The sequence below is a fragment of the Bradyrhizobium sp. SZCCT0231 genome (assembly GCF_018130245.1).
Lineage (GTDB): Bacteria > Pseudomonadota > Alphaproteobacteria > Rhizobiales > Xanthobacteraceae > Bradyrhizobium > Bradyrhizobium japonicum_F.
On the sequence record NZ_JAFCKP010000001.1, the window covers coordinates 1,495,009 to 1,510,404 of the forward strand.

Annotated in this window: 18 protein-coding genes; 14 read left to right on the forward strand and 4 right to left on the reverse strand. The window is 63.1% G+C overall.

Annotation, left to right across the window (positions count from 1 at the left end; translation table 11 throughout):
- Positions 1–24: 24 nt before the first annotated feature.
- The 3 genes from JQ566_RS06825 to JQ566_RS06835 all read left to right on the forward strand — a co-directional run bounded on the left by JQ566_RS06825 (position 25) and on the right by JQ566_RS06835 (position 2,058).
- Positions 25–846: a tetratricopeptide repeat protein gene (locus tag JQ566_RS06825; protein ID WP_212371522.1), complete on the forward strand. Its 822-nt coding sequence runs from the start codon at positions 25–27 to the stop codon at positions 844–846.
- Positions 847–947: 101 nt separating this feature from the next.
- Entirely contained in the window at positions 948–1,097 is a 150-nt protein-coding gene (locus JQ566_RS06830; protein ID WP_212371213.1) for a hypothetical protein, read from the forward strand.
- A 256-nt stretch (positions 1,098–1,353) separates the two neighbouring features.
- Positions 1,354–2,058: a GrlR family regulatory protein gene (locus JQ566_RS06835; protein WP_212371215.1), complete on the forward strand. Its 705-nt coding sequence runs from the start codon at positions 1,354–1,356 to the stop codon at positions 2,056–2,058.
- 24 nt (positions 2,059–2,082) lie between these two features.
- Here JQ566_RS06835 and JQ566_RS06840 read toward each other — a convergent pair whose 3' ends face one another.
- Complete coding sequence (locus JQ566_RS06840; protein ID WP_249139209.1) at positions 2,083–2,970, reverse strand: LysR family transcriptional regulator; 888 nt, start codon at positions 2,968–2,970, stop codon at positions 2,083–2,085.
- Positions 2,971–3,072: 102 nt separating this feature from the next.
- On the opposite strand from JQ566_RS06840, the gene JQ566_RS06845 reads away from it, so the two are divergent.
- The 8 genes from JQ566_RS06845 (at position 3,073) to JQ566_RS06880 (ending at position 11,013) form a co-directional block, all read left to right on the forward strand.
- Positions 3,073–3,534, forward strand: coding sequence for a GlcG/HbpS family heme-binding protein (locus JQ566_RS06845; protein WP_212371217.1), 462 nt, complete (start codon positions 3,073–3,075; stop codon positions 3,532–3,534).
- A gap of 451 nt (positions 3,535–3,985) precedes the next feature.
- Positions 3,986–4,591 (forward strand): hypothetical protein, encoded by a 606-nt coding sequence (locus JQ566_RS06850; protein ID WP_349643300.1) that lies wholly within the window; start codon positions 3,986–3,988, stop codon positions 4,589–4,591.
- A 178-nt stretch (positions 4,592–4,769) separates the two neighbouring features.
- Positions 4,770–5,777, forward strand: a complete 1,008-nt coding sequence (locus tag JQ566_RS06855; RefSeq protein WP_212371221.1) for a methyltransferase — start codon at positions 4,770–4,772, stop codon at positions 5,775–5,777.
- A 430-nt stretch (positions 5,778–6,207) separates the two neighbouring features.
- A complete protein-coding gene (locus tag JQ566_RS06860; RefSeq protein ID WP_212371223.1) occupies positions 6,208–6,480 on the forward strand; it encodes a DUF3551 domain-containing protein in 273 nt (90 codons plus the stop codon).
- A 207-nt stretch (positions 6,481–6,687) separates the two neighbouring features.
- A complete protein-coding gene (locus JQ566_RS34960; RefSeq protein WP_212371225.1) occupies positions 6,688–6,939 on the forward strand; it encodes a hypothetical protein in 252 nt (83 codons plus the stop codon).
- A gap of 389 nt (positions 6,940–7,328) precedes the next feature.
- Complete coding sequence (locus JQ566_RS06870; RefSeq protein WP_212371227.1) at positions 7,329–7,799, forward strand: hypothetical protein; 471 nt, start codon at positions 7,329–7,331, stop codon at positions 7,797–7,799.
- Between the two features lie 587 nt (positions 7,800–8,386).
- On the forward strand, positions 8,387–9,157 hold the full coding sequence (locus JQ566_RS06875) for an outer membrane protein (protein ID WP_212371229.1): 771 nt from the start codon (positions 8,387–8,389) through the stop codon (positions 9,155–9,157).
- 233 nt (positions 9,158–9,390) lie between these two features.
- Positions 9,391–11,013 carry an ABC-F family ATP-binding cassette domain-containing protein gene (locus JQ566_RS06880; protein WP_212371230.1) on the forward strand — a complete coding sequence of 541 codons (1,623 nt, stop codon included), beginning with the start codon at positions 9,391–9,393 and terminating at the stop codon, positions 11,011–11,013.
- 202 nt (positions 11,014–11,215) lie between these two features.
- Here the strand turns inward: JQ566_RS06880 and JQ566_RS06885 are convergent, their stop codons facing one another.
- Positions 11,216–11,464 carry a hypothetical protein gene (locus tag JQ566_RS06885; protein ID WP_212371231.1) on the reverse strand — a complete coding sequence of 83 codons (249 nt, stop codon included), beginning with the start codon at positions 11,462–11,464 and terminating at the stop codon, positions 11,216–11,218.
- A 197-nt stretch (positions 11,465–11,661) separates the two neighbouring features.
- On the opposite strand from JQ566_RS06885, the gene JQ566_RS06890 reads away from it, so the two are divergent.
- Positions 11,662–12,126 carry a cupin domain-containing protein gene (locus JQ566_RS06890; RefSeq protein ID WP_212371232.1) on the forward strand — a complete coding sequence of 155 codons (465 nt, stop codon included), beginning with the start codon at positions 11,662–11,664 and terminating at the stop codon, positions 12,124–12,126.
- 3 nt (positions 12,127–12,129) lie between these two features.
- Here JQ566_RS06890 and JQ566_RS06895 read toward each other — a convergent pair whose 3' ends face one another.
- Positions 12,130–13,092 (reverse strand): alpha/beta hydrolase, encoded by a 963-nt coding sequence (locus JQ566_RS06895; protein WP_212371233.1) that lies wholly within the window; start codon positions 13,090–13,092, stop codon positions 12,130–12,132.
- Between the two features lie 118 nt (positions 13,093–13,210).
- Between JQ566_RS06895 and JQ566_RS06900 the strand changes: the two genes are divergently transcribed.
- Positions 13,211–13,888 (forward strand): nitroreductase, encoded by a 678-nt coding sequence (locus tag JQ566_RS06900; protein WP_212371234.1) that lies wholly within the window; start codon positions 13,211–13,213, stop codon positions 13,886–13,888.
- 132 nt (positions 13,889–14,020) lie between these two features.
- A complete protein-coding gene (locus JQ566_RS06905) occupies positions 14,021–14,224 on the forward strand; it encodes a hypothetical protein (protein ID WP_212371235.1) in 204 nt (67 codons plus the stop codon).
- Between the two features lie 27 nt (positions 14,225–14,251).
- Here the strand turns inward: JQ566_RS06905 and JQ566_RS06910 are convergent, their stop codons facing one another.
- Complete coding sequence (locus JQ566_RS06910; RefSeq protein WP_212371237.1) at positions 14,252–15,373, reverse strand: HD-GYP domain-containing protein; 1,122 nt, start codon at positions 15,371–15,373, stop codon at positions 14,252–14,254.
- Positions 15,374–15,396: the final 23 nt, after the last annotated feature.

Below are 15,396 nucleotides of genomic sequence, written 5' to 3' on the forward strand. Positions count from 1 at the left end.
AGGCGGAGACGCAACGTGACGACCATGCGGACTTACCTCCTTGCCATGCTCTTCGCGCTCGCCGTGCCCCTGACGGCGCAGGCGCAATCGGCCGATCTCGTCCTGTGCGACCGGGTCGCCGCCGATCCCAGCGATCCCGACAAGCCGGCCGACGTGAAGGGCGTCGCGGAGATCGCGTCCTCCGACATCGCGACCGCCATCAAGTTCTGCAAACAGGCCGCGCCATCCTCGCGGCGCGCGATGTTCGCGCTCGGCCGTGCATATGCAGCGAACCGGCAGACGGCGGAGGCGATCGCCGCCTGGCGCAAGGCTGCCGACAAGGGATCGAGTGCGGCGATGGTCGATCTCGGTGTGACCTACGCCACAGGCTCGGGCGTCGCCAAGGACGAGGCGCAAGCGCGAAAGCTGTTCGAGAAGGCGGCGCAGGCCGGCAACCCCCGTGGCGTCAGCAATCTCGCAGCGCTCGGCGGCGCGGGTGGCGCGGCGCCGGCCGATCCCGCGCAGGCGCGCGCGCTGCTCGGCAAGGCTGCCGAGACCAATGCGGAGGCGCAGTACCAGCTCGGCCTGATGCTGTCTGAAGGCGATGGCGGCGCAAAGGATGACGTCGCGGCGCGCGCACTGTTCGAGAAGGCGGCGGCACAGAACCATCCCGGCGCGCTGGAGCGGATGGGCGCCTTCGCGCAGGAAGGCCGCGGCGGGCCGAAGGACAAGGACGCCGCAAAGGCCTATTACGAGCGCGCCGCCGCGCTCGGCGATGAGGATGCCAAGAAGGCGCTGGAACGCATTCGCTGCCCCTATGCGATCAAGGACAAGCAGGGCAAGCTGGTCACCACGCTGTGCTTCTGAACGCCATCGCGATTGCGCGGCGCTTCACGAACAGAGCCACGATTTGACGGAACCTGGCTCGCGCATGCGCCGTTGACGTCCCGGCAAAACGGAGCGCGATCATGATCCGCAAACTGGCATCGGGCCAATACCGCCTCTATTCACGCAAGGTGAATCCGAAGACCGGCAAGCGCCGTAACCTCGGGACCTTCAGGAGCCGTGCGGCCGCCGAGAAGCACGAGCGCGAGGTGCAGTATTTCAAGCGTCACTGACGGCTGATGAAGGCGCTCCCGGCACGGCAAGCAATAAACTCGAAAAACGACCCCATGCACAGTAGCCAAGTCACTGAAATCACTTCGATTGCGGATTTTACGAAATCAATTTGACCCGTCGGGCAAAACAGGGGTATGATGACATCATGGCGGCGAACGTCCCGTGAGCGGTCCTGCGCGGAAAAGCCGGTGGCCTCGGTGCGGTGACGATGCTAGGTAGCCGGCAATTGTTTTTCGATTTTGCGGGTTCAGGGCGTTGCTGGACGGGCTCTACAAGGTTGAATACGGCGTCAACGATGCGTTCGGCTGCAGCATCATGTGCCTGCATGACGGCAGGATGCTTGGCGGCAATTCGGGCTTCGCGCATCTCGGCACCTATGTCGAGCGCGACGGCGAGATCATCGCCCAGGTCATCACCGAGCGGCACAACCTCGATCCCAGCTACAAGCCGATGATGGGCGCCGACGTCGCCTCGATCGGGGCGCGCGGCCGGCTCTACGGCAACCAGATCCGTCTCGAGGGCGGCGCGGACACCATGCCGGGCGCCAGGTTCTGGGCCCATCTCACCCGCCTCGACGACGAGGGGTTGCCGCCGAACGGGACGGTCGGACCGGGCGGCATCGCCAACGGGCTCTATGGGATGAAGCTGAGCGCGCTCGACGGCGTCGATGCCGGCCTGTCCGGCGTGATGCTGCTGATCGACGGGCGCATCCTCGGAGGCGATGCGTTCTTTTATTATCTCGGCGCCTATTCCTCGGCAGACGGCCGCTGGAAGGGCGAGATGCTGAACCAGGAGCACACGCCGGCGAAAGGGGAGAACCCCGTGTTTGGCGGCCTCGAGGTCGGCATCGGCTTCTCCGGGACCTGCACGGAAGACAGCGGCGAGCTCGAAGGCATCGCGCTCGCCGGCAAGCGCAGCCTGCGGCTGGCAGCCTCGCTCAAGCTGATGCGAAGGGCTTAAGAGTCAACTCGCGAGAGACGGTCGTCATATCCGCTGGGCGGACAACCGCGCCACGACGAACTCGATGGTGGCGCGAACCCGCCGAGGCATCGCGCCAGCCCCTCGCTTGGGCCAGACGATCTGGAGCGGGATGGGCGGCGGCTCTTGACCGACAAGGATCTGCTCGACGATCCCCTGATCGATGAGCCTGCGGACCTGCCAAAGCGGGGCGATCCCGATGCCAAAGCCGGACGCGACGGCCGCGTTGCGTGCCGCGGCACTTTCCGACCGAAAGCGACCATGGACTTCGATACGCTGCCTGTCGCCGTTGAATACCCATCTGTCATCATCACCGGCTCGCAACACGCATTCGTGACGGGATAGTTCTTCTGGATGCTCGGGCCGACCATGGGCCGCGAGATAGGCTGGCGCAGCGAACACGGCCCAGCTCAGTCCACCGAGACGGCGAATCCGCAAGTTCGAGTCCGGCAGATTGCCGATGCGAACCGCAAAATCGAGCTTCTCGGCGACGAGATCGACACGCTCATCGGACAGGACGAGTTCGAGGTCGATCTCCGGATTCCGCGTCAGGAATTGGCTCAGCACGGGAGTCACATATTCGGGGCCGAACAGGCTCGACGTACCGACGCGGATGGTGCCGGCAAGGCGCCGGTTGCTGGCGAGCAGGTCTTCACGCGCAGCATCGATGGTTGTGAGCGCAAGGCGGATCCGATCGGCAAATTCGAGGCCCGCCTGTGTTGGATGCAGGCGCCGCGTCGTGCGCGATACGAGCTCTACGCCAAGATCGTCTTCGAGCCGCGCAAGCGAACGGCTCACCGATTGCAGCGATCTGCCAAGACGCGTTGCCGCGGACGTCAGGCTTCTCTCGTCGAGGATAGCCAGAAACACCGCGTAGTCTGCAAGCGAGGTCAATGTTATTCTTCCGATAAGTGAGATAATATATCCATATTGGCGGTCATTATCATCATAGGTGTGATGTGTTGTGAATGGGCTCCCAATCACCTGGAGCTTCTTATGACGAAACCGGCTTCCTGCGCAGCAAACGTCGCTCTGGCGGCCCTGACGCCTCTCTATGGCGCCCCGATCACGCTCGACGAGGCGACGCTCGTGGCCGATGCGGCGCGTGCCGAAGCGCAACGTCATGGCTGGCCCATGGTCATCGCCATTACCGACAGCGGCGGCCATCTCGTCCTGCTGTACCGTCTCGATCAGGCGCAGCATGGCAGCGTGCTCGTCGCGCAGCAGAAGGCGAAGACGGCCGTCGATTTCAGGCGGCCGACCGGGGCGTTCGAATCCGCCCTGGCGGACGGCGGCCTTCATTGGCGATTGCTGGGCATGACCAACCTGACGCCTCTGGAGGGCGGCCTTCCAATCCTGCGCGACGGCACGGTGGTCGGAGCGATCGGCGTCTCGGGCATGCAGTCAACCCAGGATGCGCAGGCCGCCGCGGCAGGTATTGCCGCTTTCGGAGCGTGATGGCTCCGACGCGGGATCGCGGCGCGGAACAATGGCTCCGCGCGGCTTTGGCGTTGAGCCGATTTGCTCCGGGTGCTATTTTTCGGCGCCATCATTCCCGGTAGGACTGGTGGGGCGGACGGGCTATCAGGCTTACGGACTGCCGCCCGCCATTTGGAAGTTGGAATACTTTGGCCACAGGCCCCGCCTCCGGACTTATTTCAAAGTCGGCCGCGGAAATGTTCATTGGACTCATTTCCCTCCGTTCTTCCCATTGACTCGGAGGCGGGCTTTTCTGTCCAACGTTTTAGAAAAGCCATTTGCCATGTTTACTTTCAGAAGCCGAGCCCGGTGCGCGGCACGCAATGACCATTCAAGGCGAGTTTGCTCCTACGTTTTGGCTTGCGCACTCTGGGCGGTCTGCGTCATTCCCTTTGCGAGCGCCGCGTCCGCTCAATGCGCAGCCCGCCATGTGTTGCAGAACCACCTGAAGCTCAAGCCGCGCTCGGACCCAGCGTCGCAACAGCCTATCAAGTCCGGGCGCGACGTTGCGACATGGAAGACGATCACAATAGGTACCTTCGCTGACTCTCTTGCGTTGCGCAACGAGCTCGTTAGCAAGGGTTGCAATGTCGGTGGTCAGGCCGCTGAAATCCTTGCTCGGCCGACGTTCATCGTTAGCTCTCGGAAGACAAATGTGGAGCTTGTCGATCTATCGCCTGCGCAGCTTGGGTTCGCGTCCGATACCGTGAGTCTGGCTAGAGTTTACGCACGCGCCCAGCAGTTCGGCCTTGAACTTGCTGTGGCCGAAGTCGGTCCGCAATTGCGCATCCAATATTTCGACCAGCCTGTCGGCGAATTCCTCATCATAGCAATGGCCCCGATCAAGACATGGAGCGGCGAGCCGATTATTCTGAATGTCGCAAATGGCGGCGCCGGATTGATACTCATCGGCCAGGATGGTCGATCCGAAGCGGAGATACCCCTGACATCTCGTTTCATTTTCGCCCGATCCTATCAACCGGCAGCTAGCACCGAGGTCATCGGATCAGTAGCAGGAGCATTTCTGCCGCCGTGAACGGACTGTCGTGCGTTTGCGTTGAATGTCAGCTCATGTGACCCTAAGCGGGCCTCGAATCTGAAGGATCTTCGTTATGTTACATCGTGCGCACCGCAATTTCTGAGATTTCATCCGTTTGCGGGAAGTCTCGTACTCGATGCATCTTTTGTGCGGGGCAGCAGCAGGAGGTGAGACCATGGCGACCAATGCTTTGTCGGACCTTACGCGGCTGACTAACGGTTATCAGATTTCGCAGGCCATTCACGTGGCGGCCCGCCTTGGCATAGCCGACCACCTTAGTCGCGGGCCCCTAAGCAGCAACGAACTTGCTCAGCTCAGCGGATCGCATCCGAGGACACTTTATCGGCTCTTGCGGGCGCTGGCTTCTGTCGGTGTTTTCCATGAGGCCGAGAACAAAACGTTCTCGCTCACCCCGATGGGCGAGTGTCTTCGTTCCGACTCGCCGACTCCACTCGACGGCTGGGCCGCATATGTCGGCCGACCTTATGCCTGGCAGGCCTGGGGCCATCTTGAACACAGCGTCCGCACCGGCGAGAGTGCCTTTCGGCATCTCAATGGTCAGAGCGTATGGGAGTATCGCAGCACCCGTCCAGATGAGAACGCGATCTTCAACCGAGCCATGACGGCCAATTCTCGCGGCGCGATCGAAGCTATTATCGCCGCCTACGATTTTAGCAGCTTTCGTCACGTCGCGGATATCGGGGGTGGTGAAGGCCAACTGCTGGCGGGAATTCTCGCCGTAAACAAGGGCCTGCGCGGAACGCTGTTCGATCAGCCTCACGTGGTTGCCAAGGCGGCCGAAGTTCTGAACCAACATGGTGTCGCCGACAGATGCGAAATCGTCGGAGGCAGTTTCTTTGAAACCATCCCGGAGGGGGCTGACGCCTATGTGATGCGGGCGATTATCCACGATTGGGACGATAAGGAAGCGATTTCTATCCTGAAGACCTGCCGCCGCGCTATGACGGCTGAAGCCAGATTACTCCTCATTGAACGTGTGGTGGAGCCCCCGAACGAGGGGCCGATCTCGAAATTCAGCGACCTAAATATGCTCGTCATGCTCGGGGCGCTTGAACGGAGCTACGACGAGTATTCCGCGCTATGTCGAACGGCCGGATTTGAGATGCGCGGCACAGCTCGCGCAGGCTCGCACTACCAGGTCATCGAGGCAGTTCCCCACTGAGACTGAACCAGTGCGGGTCCTTTCTTCGCGGCCGCAGGGGTCTGCATCAGATGCGCTTTCACAACCTGAGGTCTGATTATGGCCCACCTCGACAAATTCCGACCGACGCACCGATGTCAGCCGTGAGGTGTGAACCGGACGCCACCTTGACCACCAGCAGTTGGCCGGCGCGTGAGCCTTCCTCAGGCAAGGTGATAAGGCAGTACCTATGCCATTCCGCTCGCCCCGGCCCTTCGTCTCGGATCGACGATTTCGCAACGGGAAGTGCCGACCTTCTGATTCTCATCGATCGCATCCTGCTTGCATGGGTTTGGGCGCGGTGGCGCTTTCGTTCCAGCGGCTGCCTTGAGGGTATTCTGGCCGGGTGACATATATCGACAGCAGAGCGGCGGTCGACCTGAAGCTTTGCTGACATTCAAGGGAGGTGGCGATGCGGATGCTCCGTTGGCTGATGCTGGGCAGTGCGGCGATCCTGATGGTTGGCGCGGCTACAGCTCAAACTTTCGATCCCAGGCGCCCCGTCTGCCTTCAGAAATGGGAGTGGGGTGGCAGCACGTATTTCGAGTGCGCCTATACATCGTGGGATCAGTGCCGGGCCGCGGCGATCGGACTTGCAGCGATGTGCCTGGAGAATCCCTATTGGCCGCGTGACGAACGCGCGCACGTCCGGCGGAAAATTGTGATCCGCGAACGACAGATCTGAAGACTTCAAAAAAGCTGAAGTCAAAGTTGCAGACATTTGATCCAAATCAAATGTCCATTTGAGTGGAAGCAAAGGCTCTCGTCGGGTGCCGATCCCCGAGCGGCATCGCCTCGCCAGTGCACGGCACCCCTTGCAAGTCATGGAGGAATGTCATGCTTCGATTCCTTCTCTTTGCTCTGGCCGCTCTGGTCTTCGTCACGATCAGCCTTGTTCCCGACGATGCATACGCGCGCCGTGGCGGCGGTGGGTTTCATGGTGGCGGCATGCGCGCTGGAGCGGTCCATGGCGGCGCGCGGGTTGCGCATGTACGAGGCGGCGGATACCGCGTTGCAGGAGGCCGGTATGGCGTCGCTGGGCGTGGTTACGGATATCGACCGGTACAAGGCCGTCCTGTGGCGCGCGCGGCAGTGGCTCGTGGAGTGTACCGCGGGGCATATAGGGGCGCGGCCTATGGTCTAGGCGCGGCGGCGGTAGGAGCCGCGGCAGCCGGGGCCTATGGCGCCTACGGCGCGTACAGCAATTGCACGTACGACACCTACGGCAATTGGGTGTGCCCCGGCCAGTACCCGTACTATCGGTATTGAGACGAGCGCGGGGGACGACGGCAGGCCTGCCGCCGTCCCGCTACCGCTCGGCGGCCAGCTCCAGAGCAAGCGCCGCGAGATCTCATTGCGACTGTCATCTTCCGATCGGCCCTTGGCGCTGCAAGCCGATCCGCTCTGCACCGATGTCCGCGGCGATCTGCCTGTCTGAAACTTGTCTCGAGCCAAACGACCCAAGCTCTTCTTCTCACGCAAGCTTGGGACAACACACCACCCATCGGCATCACGCATCATCGAGCGAGCGACATGAGAGTTCCGGCAGCAGGTTTCCTCGCAGGAATGCTTTTGCTGGCTGGCGCAGGTCCGGGCCATTCCGCGGTACGCATTGCGGGTGATCGCGGCGGATCGATCGCCTACTACGTGAAAATGTACGAAAAAATGCGTGCTTCGCGTCAGTCGGTCGTCATTGACGGGCTTTGCGCCTCCGCCTGCACGATTGTGCTGGCAACCATCGCTCCGGACAATATTTGCGTGACCTCGAGAGCGAGATTGGCCTTTCATGCCGCGTGGGACTTCGGCAGGAACGGACGCACCTTCACGGATCGGGGCGCAACTTTGATGCTGTATTCGATGTACCCCGCGCCAGTGCAGCGGCGGCTTGACAGTCGCGGAGGTCTAACGTCCCGAACCATTTTCCTCGAAGGCAAGCAACTGCATGGCATGTATCGCGGGTGCGACCCGGATGCTCCCGCGGTCAGCAGGCCGGCTGCCCCGTGAGCCCGAAGAGAGTTATGTCCGGCTTCGGGCAATCTCAATGAACGCGCCGACCATTGATTTGGATCAACTGGCTCATCACTGCACGCGCGACACGATGCTGAGACGGGGCGCGAGGGATTCCTGAGGCATCGTATCAAGAAACAGGTGATGGCGTTTGACACCAACGTGGTATGTCACCTTTGAGGTGCAGCGGCGAGGCATCCTGCCGAGACAGCGGAGTCCGCGCGAGACGCGAACTTTTACGACGGAGCACGACGCCAAGGTGTTCGCGCGCGCAAAGCTCGATGAAGGCCTGTCCGTCTTTGCCGGCACGATCAATCCGCATCTTCCACGGCGGCTCATTCCATCGGCATGCATTCAGGCCTGGCTTGCCGGTGAGCGGGACAGCACCTCGCCCCCGCAAGTATCGAGCGACGAGTAAGCACGGTAGCGTGCATAGTGATAACGCTCGAGTGTTGCCATTTTGGTACGGGCCGATGATCCCTTCGCGCATAGGCTTTCATGTGTTCGCAGAGCTTATGCACGCCAGCCTGCATAGGAGGCTGAGCTTTTTTGAACAGACGAGAGCTGAGCAAGGGGACAATTCAATGAAAAAACTTTTGATGGCTGCGGTCGGTTTCGCGGCACTGAACATGGCGGCACTGACTATGGCGGCTCCTGCCAAGGCGGCCGACATGGCCGCCAAGGCGCCGCCGCCGGCACCCGTGGTGGCGGTCTACAACTGGAGCGGATTCTACATCGGAGCCAACGGAGGCTGGGGGCAAAGCCATGGTTGCGTCGACTTCGTAACGCCCGCTGGGACGCTGGCAGGTGGCTGCGCCGATCGCTCCGGAGGTCTGGTTGGCGGACAGATTGGCTACCGCTGGCAAATCAATCAGTTTGTGCTCGGCTTGGAAGCGCAGGGCGACTGGGCTGATATCAAGAACACGCGCGTCAGCCTGATCGATCCGTTGATCTCGACGACCGGCAAGATCGATGGCATTGGGCTGTTCACTGCGCAACTCGGTTGGGCATGGAACGCTTCGCTGCTCTACGTGAAGGGCGGCGCCGCCGTGACCCACAATCGCTTCGATATATTCAATAACGTCACGGGGGTCGGACTGGCTTCGGCAAGTCATACGCGCTGGGGCGGTGCCCTGGGTGTCGGCTGGGAATATGGTTTTGCGCCGAACTGGTCGGTCGGTGTCGAGTACGACCATCTCTGGATGGGACGTGACAACTTTGGATACGCAGGTGTGGTCACACCCGGCGGGGTCGTCCTCACCGGCAGCGGGGTTAGCCAGGACGTGGACATGGTCACAGTTCGGCTGAACTATCGCTTCGGCGGTTTCGGTGCTCCGGTCGCGGCGCGCTACTGATCTGGAATCTTCCCAGTGAACTCAGGCCCCGGCGTCAACCGGGGCCTTTTTATTGCGCCGATCTGCCGAGGTCCGTCGGGCAGCCGCTTGTCGCTTCACACCGTACCCGCCTCGACCTGGTGAACTGACGGAATCGGCGCCCGGCGAGGGTGGAATCACTGTCCCGCCGGGCTTCCCCTCGAGGCCCGCATGCCCTATGACGCTGCAACGCAAAAATCCCCCAAAAAGACCTCATGATCCGCCTCGACAACGTCAGCAAGCAAGCCGGCCACCAGATCCTGTTCATCGAAGCCTCCGCGGCCCTCAACAAGGGCGAGAAGATCGGTCTCGTCGGCCCGAACGGCGCCGGCAAGACCACATTGTTCCGGATGATCGCCGGCGAGGAACTGCCCGACGAGGGGCAGGTCTCGACCGATCGCGGCATCACCATCGGCTATTTCAACCAGGACGTCGGCGAGATGTCTGGCCGCAGCGCCGTGGCCGAGGTGATGGATGGCGCCGGTCCCGTCAGCGAGGTCGCGGCCGAATTGCGCGAGCTCGAGGCGGATATGGCCGATCCTGACAAGGCCGATCAGATGGACGAGATCATCGCGCGCTATGGCGAGGTGCAGCACCGGTTCGAGGAGCTGGACGGCTATGCACTCGATGGTCGCGCGCGCGAAGCGCTCTCCGGCCTCGGCTTCAGCCAGGAGATGATGGACGGCGACGTCGGAAAGCTCTCCGGCGGCTGGAAGATGCGCGTGGCGCTGGCGCGCATTCTCTTGATGCGTCCCGACGTCATGCTGCTCGACGAGCCGAGCAACCATCTCGATCTCGAAAGCCTGATCTGGCTGGAAAAATTTTTGCACGACTACGAAGGCACGCTGCTGATGACCTCGCATGACCGCGAGTTCATCAACCGCGTGATCGCCAAGGTGATCGAGATCGATTCCGGCTCGCTCACCACCTACACCGGTAATTACGAATTCTACGAGCAGCAGCGGGCGCAGAACGAGAAGCAGCAGCAGGCGCAGTTCGAGCGCCAGCAGGCGATGCTGGCGAAGGAGATCAAGTTCATCGAGCGCTTCAAGGCGCGCGCCTCTCACGCAGCCCAGGTGCAGAGCCGGGTGAAGAAGCTCGACAAGATCGAGCGGGTCGAGCCGCCGCGCCGCCGCCAGAGCGTCGCGTTCGATTTTCTGCCGGCACCGCGTTCGGGCGAGGACGTCGTGGTGCTCAAGAAGGTGCACAAGGGGTACGGCTCAAAGCGCATCTATGACGGGCTGGACTTCATGATCCGCCGCCGCGAGCGCTGGTGCGTGATGGGCGTCAACGGCGCCGGCAAGTCGACGCTGCTCAAGCTGGTTGCCGGTGCGAGCGAACCCGACGAGGGCACGGTGGCGCTCGGGGGCAGCGTCAAGATGGGCTATTTCGCCCAGCACGCGATGGATCTGCTCGACGGCGAGCGCACCGTGTTCCAGTCGCTGGAGGATCAGTTTCCGACCGCGGGGCAGGGTAGCTTGCGCGCGCTCGCCGGCTGCTTCGGATTTTCCGGCGACGATGTCGAGAAGCGTTGCCGGGTGCTGTCGGGCGGCGAGAAGGCGCGCCTCGTCATGGCCAAGATGCTGTTCGATCCACCGAACTTTCTGGTGCTGGACGAGCCGACCAACCATCTTGACCTCGCCACCAAGGAGATGCTGATTACCGCGCTGTCGGATTTCGAGGGCACCATGCTGTTCGTCTCGCATGACCGGCATTTTCTCAGCGTCCTGTCGAACCGCGTGCTGGAGCTGACGCCGGAGGGCATCCACCAGTACGGCGGCGGCTACACGGAATATGTCGCGCGCACCGGGCAGGAGGCGCCGGGGTTGCGGTCGTAGTGGTGGATCAAGCCGCTGGGCGCTGCGTTCGACTATCGGTTCAAGCGGGAGTGAAGTGTCTCCGCATCGTCATGGCCGGGCTTGTCCCGGCCATCCACGAACTTTCAAGGGTCATGAAGAACGTGGATGCCCGGGACAAGCCCGGGCATGACGGAGTTCGTGGAGCGATTGTTCGCTAACGCTGCCGCGAATGCACTGCGCCTTACGCGCTGACTTCGCACTTCTTCATAAAACTGTTCTTGGCGGCGCCGGCGAGCGGCTTGCCGTCGGCGCTGACGGCCTTGGGTGCGCAGGCATCCGCCTTGCACTTCTTCAGGAACGAGGTCTTGGCAGCGCCGGCGAGCGGCTTGCCGTCCTTGCCGACGGCCTTGCTCTCGCAGGTTTCTTGCGCGAAGGCCGAGCCGGCTGCAAAGGTGGCGACGATCGCTGCGAGGAAAATCCGCTTCATCATAGGTGTCTCCCTAGACCAGAAATGGCGGGGCGGATTGGAGCCGGGAATCATGGCGCAATCAAGCAAGATCGACGCCTGTGGTCCGTCCGCTTGCCGATTCTTCGCGCGCGATCGGCAAATGTCTTGTTGCACCGCTCGCTGACCCGGCCGGACAATCCTGCTAGCCTCGGTTCGGTCGAGATGAAGGGAGTATGGTGATGGACGCCGCGATCCCGAAGGGCGAACAATCCGCCGATCGGCATTCTCACTTGGTTCAGCCGCAAAACATGGACTGGCAGAAGACGCGCTTTCCAGGGTGCGAGGCCAAGACGCTGCTGTTCGATCGGAGCAGCGGTCTGATGACCGCCCTGATGCGCTTTGCGCCGGGCTCGGTGCTGCCCGATCACGAGCATGTCGGCATCGAGCAGAGCTACGTCATCGAAGGCGCGCTCGTCGACAAGGAGGGGCCGGCCAAGGGCATTGCCTGCAAGGCCGGCGAATTCATCTGGCGCGAGGCGGGCAGCCGGCACGCGGCCTGGTGTCCGGACGGGGCCTTGATCCTGGCGATCTTCCAGGTGCCGAACAAGTTCTTTGAAGCCGGTGGCCGCGTGGTCGACGCCTCGGGTCAGGATTGGGACGAAACCTGGGGGCACACCGACGCGCAACGGGCCCGTCGCAGCTAGGGGCTATACACCCCGTGCGAGCAACGTCTTGAAGTCGGCCCGCGCGCGCTGCGCTTCGGCGCGCGCGACGTCCGAGGCGTCGCCCATGCCGAAATAGCCGTGGATCAGGCCGGGGCCCTCATGGTGCTTGACCCGGACGCCGGCCGCCTCCAGCGCGCGCGCATAGGCGGCGCCTTCGTCGCGCAAGGGATCGAACCAGGCGGTGGTCACGATCGCCGGCGCAACGCCCGCCAGTGAGGCGGCCCGCAGCGGCGAGACGCGCCAGTCGCTCGCGTGAGCGGGATCGGCGAGATAGTGGCCGCAGAACCATTCCATCGTCGCGCGCGTGAGGAAGTAGCCGTCGGCATTTTCGGCGCGCGAGGGATAGCGCGCGTTCTCGCGCGCATCGGCGTAGGCGCCGAGCACGTCGGTCACGGGATAGACCAGCAATTGTGCGGCGAGCTCGATGCCGGCATCGCGGCAGGCGATCGCGGTGGTCGCCGCGAGATTGCCGCCGGCGCTGTCGCCGGCGACGCCGAGGCGCTTCGCATCGCCGCCAAATTCTGCGACGCGGTCGAGGACGTCACGTACCGCGCTGAAGGCGTCCTCGAAGGCACCGGGAAAGCGTGTCTCGGGCGGGCGGCGATAGTCGACGGAGACGACGACAGCGCCGGTCTCGATCGCGAGGTTGCGCGCCTGCCGGTCGTGGGTTTCGAGGTCGCCCGCAACCCAGCCGCCGCCATGAAAGAACACCACGGTCGGTGCCGGCGTGGTGCCGGCCCGGTAGACCCGCGCGGGAAGCGGGACGGCGCCGCCTGTCACCTTGATATCCTGCACGCTGCCGACAGGCGGGGGCGGGATGGCGGCGCGCGAGGCAGCCAGTGCGCGCAAGGAATCGCGGGCGCTCTGTGGCGTCATGACCGCGGGATCGCGCATCGGCATGAGCGGAATGATCTGGGCGATGACGGGATCGAGCGGTGCGGCCATGGGGCTTCCTCACAGGGTTCTTGGTCTTGCTTGGCCGTTAGCATAGGTTTTGCGCGCCGCATCGGCAACGGCGTCGTGCCGTGATGCAGGCGGATGAACGGGTAGGGAGGTTCAAGAGGTGGAATTCGAAACGCTGGTCCAGTCGCGCCGCAGCGTGCGCGGCTTCAGGAACGAGCCGGTGCCGCGCGCGGTGATCGAGGCGATCATCGAGAACGCCAAGCGCGCGCCGTCGTCGATGAACACCCAGCCCTGGCATGTCCACGTGCTCACAGGCCATCCGCTGGAAGAGGTGCGCCGCCGCAACATGGAGGAGATGGCCGGCGGCGCCAAGGTCAAGCGCGACATCGTCAGCCACGGCGAGTATCAGGGCGTGCATCGCACGCGGCAGGTCGACATCGCCAAGAAGTTGTTCGGCGCGATGGGAATCGCGCGCGACGACAAGCCGATGCGGCAGGACTGGGTGCTGCGCGGCTTCCGCCAGTTCGATGCGCCGGTCTCGCTGGTCCTGACCTATGACCGCGTGCTCGATCCGGGCGCGGTCTGCCATTTCGATCTCGGCGCGCTCTGCTACGGCATCGTGCTCGCGGCGTGGGACCGCGGTCTCGGCTCGGTCATCAACGGGCAGGGCATCATGCGCTCCGACATCGTGCGCGAGGTCGCCAGGATTCCGGAGGACGAGGTCATCATGACCTGCGTCGCGATGGGCTATCCCGACGACGGCTTTGCCGCGAACGCGGTTCGCTCGGAGCGCGAGCACAACGACGAGTTCGTGCGCTACGTGGGTTTTGCCGATTAGCACGACGAAGAGGAGATTTTTCTCTGGCGGAAATTTTTGGTGCGGTGTCGCGTGCGGCCTCTTGCAATCTCGAAGTTGCGGGAGGAACAATATGCGGACTGAGAGGTTTGTTGCTGGCGCGAGGGAATTGACATGCGGCGGCTGGCTAGCCTGTTTCGGCGGTTCTTCGGTCCGCGACTGCGGCACAAGATCGATGACGATCCAAGTCTTCCTTTCACCCCTGAAGAGTTCGGCCGGCTGATTCGCAGCGGCCGGCACGAGGACATGAAGCTGCTGGCCGAGGGGCTGGCCTGCCGGTCGATCCCGCGCCGCGCCAGCCATCGTGCGACGCATTAGGCCGCGTTCGAGACCGGTCTGCCGCGCTCACCGCGTGAGCGCGACCTGCTTGAACGAGTGGACCAGCGCCTTTTCCAGCTTCCCATTCATCCCGCACAGAACGTCGTAGGCCTCCGCGCGCGGCATGGTGGGCTTGTAGTGCCGATGCTCGATCAGCGCTGCGAAAATGTCGGAGATGGTTAGAATCCGTACGATGTCGCCAATGCTCTCGCCGCAGAGCGCATCGGGATAGCCGCTTCCGTCGAGGTACTCGTGATGATGGCGAACGGCATCGAGTATCTCCCGCGAGATCCCGTCATGGTCCTTGAGAAACTCGTAGCCGGCGGTCGGATGCGTCTCGATCTGCGCGCGTTCCGCGGCATCGAGGCGGCCCGGCTTGTCGAGGATGGCGAGCGGAATCCGTGCCTTGCCGATGTCGTGGAACATGGCAGCCGAGTACAAACGTTCCAGGTCGGCCCTGCCGACGCCGAGGCTCAGTCCGAAGTCGATGGTAATGCCGGTCACGAGCAGGCAATGCTGATAGGTTCCTTCGTGATGGCGCCGCACCGTCATGAGCCACTCCGTCAGGCCATGCTGGGTGATGCGATCGGCGATCTGGCGACCGGCTTCCTTAGTGCCGTTGACGTCAAGCGGCTGGCACAGGGTCACAGCCGTGAACATCGATGCGACAGCGGTCGCCGCCGCCTCGACGGCGCTGTCCGGTTGCAGTGTGTCGCCTGACGCCGCGGACACGCCGTCGGCCGGATCGGTCAGTGCCGCCAGCAGTCTGGTCCGGCCGACCGTGCTGGGAAGGACCAGCGTCGCCCCGAGCGCGTAGGCTTGCGAAATGCAGACGTGGGAGGTGTGCTCGAGCAGGAAGATGCGCTTCCTGGCCTTCGCCAGCTTGCCGGCCCGCTTCTTGATGGCGGCGATATTGTCGACGTCGCGCAGCTCCGCGCGGATGACGATGGCGGCCGGCGTCTGCGACAGCTTGGAATCGGCGTCGAGCCGCTCGCCCGCAACGGTGAATTTTTCCTCGAGGATCGAGCAGACGCCTGAGAGCTTGTCGGACGTGTCGGCCAGCACATGCAGGAAGGGACGAGCTGTCCCTGCCTCTCGGATGCCCCCGTCACCAATGACGTGGCCGGATCTGGTTCGAACGTGCTGCACGGCCTGACTCAAAACGGTGGGTG

Excerpts from the sequence above, each read along its gene's own strand:
- JQ566_RS06855 (WP_212371221.1), top strand. The coding sequence starts at position 4,770 with ATGGCGACCAATGCTTTGTCGGACCTTACGCGGCTGACTAACGGTTAT.
- JQ566_RS06880 (WP_212371230.1), top strand. The coding sequence starts at position 9,391 with ATGATCCGCCTCGACAACGTCAGCAAGCAAGCCGGCCACCAGATCCTG.
- JQ566_RS06860 (WP_212371223.1), top strand. The coding sequence starts at position 6,208 with ATGCGGATGCTCCGTTGGCTGATGCTGGGCAGTGCGGCGATCCTGATG.
- JQ566_RS06875 (WP_212371229.1), top strand. The coding sequence starts at position 8,387 with ATGAAAAAACTTTTGATGGCTGCGGTCGGTTTCGCGGCACTGAACATG.
- JQ566_RS06905 (WP_212371235.1), top strand. The coding sequence starts at position 14,021 with ATGCGGCGGCTGGCTAGCCTGTTTCGGCGGTTCTTCGGTCCGCGACTG.
- JQ566_RS06830 (WP_212371213.1), top strand. The coding sequence starts at position 948 with ATGATCCGCAAACTGGCATCGGGCCAATACCGCCTCTATTCACGCAAG.
- JQ566_RS06885 (WP_212371231.1), bottom strand. The coding sequence starts at position 11,464 with ATGATGAAGCGGATTTTCCTCGCAGCGATCGTCGCCACCTTTGCAGCC.
- JQ566_RS06845 (WP_212371217.1), top strand. The coding sequence starts at position 3,073 with ATGACGAAACCGGCTTCCTGCGCAGCAAACGTCGCTCTGGCGGCCCTG.
- JQ566_RS06895 (WP_212371233.1), bottom strand. The coding sequence starts at position 13,092 with ATGGCCGCACCGCTCGATCCCGTCATCGCCCAGATCATTCCGCTCATG.
- JQ566_RS06870 (WP_212371227.1), top strand. The coding sequence starts at position 7,329 with ATGAGAGTTCCGGCAGCAGGTTTCCTCGCAGGAATGCTTTTGCTGGCT.
- JQ566_RS06825 (WP_212371522.1), top strand. The coding sequence starts at position 25 with ATGCGGACTTACCTCCTTGCCATGCTCTTCGCGCTCGCCGTGCCCCTG.
- JQ566_RS06890 (WP_212371232.1), top strand. The coding sequence starts at position 11,662 with ATGGACGCCGCGATCCCGAAGGGCGAACAATCCGCCGATCGGCATTCT.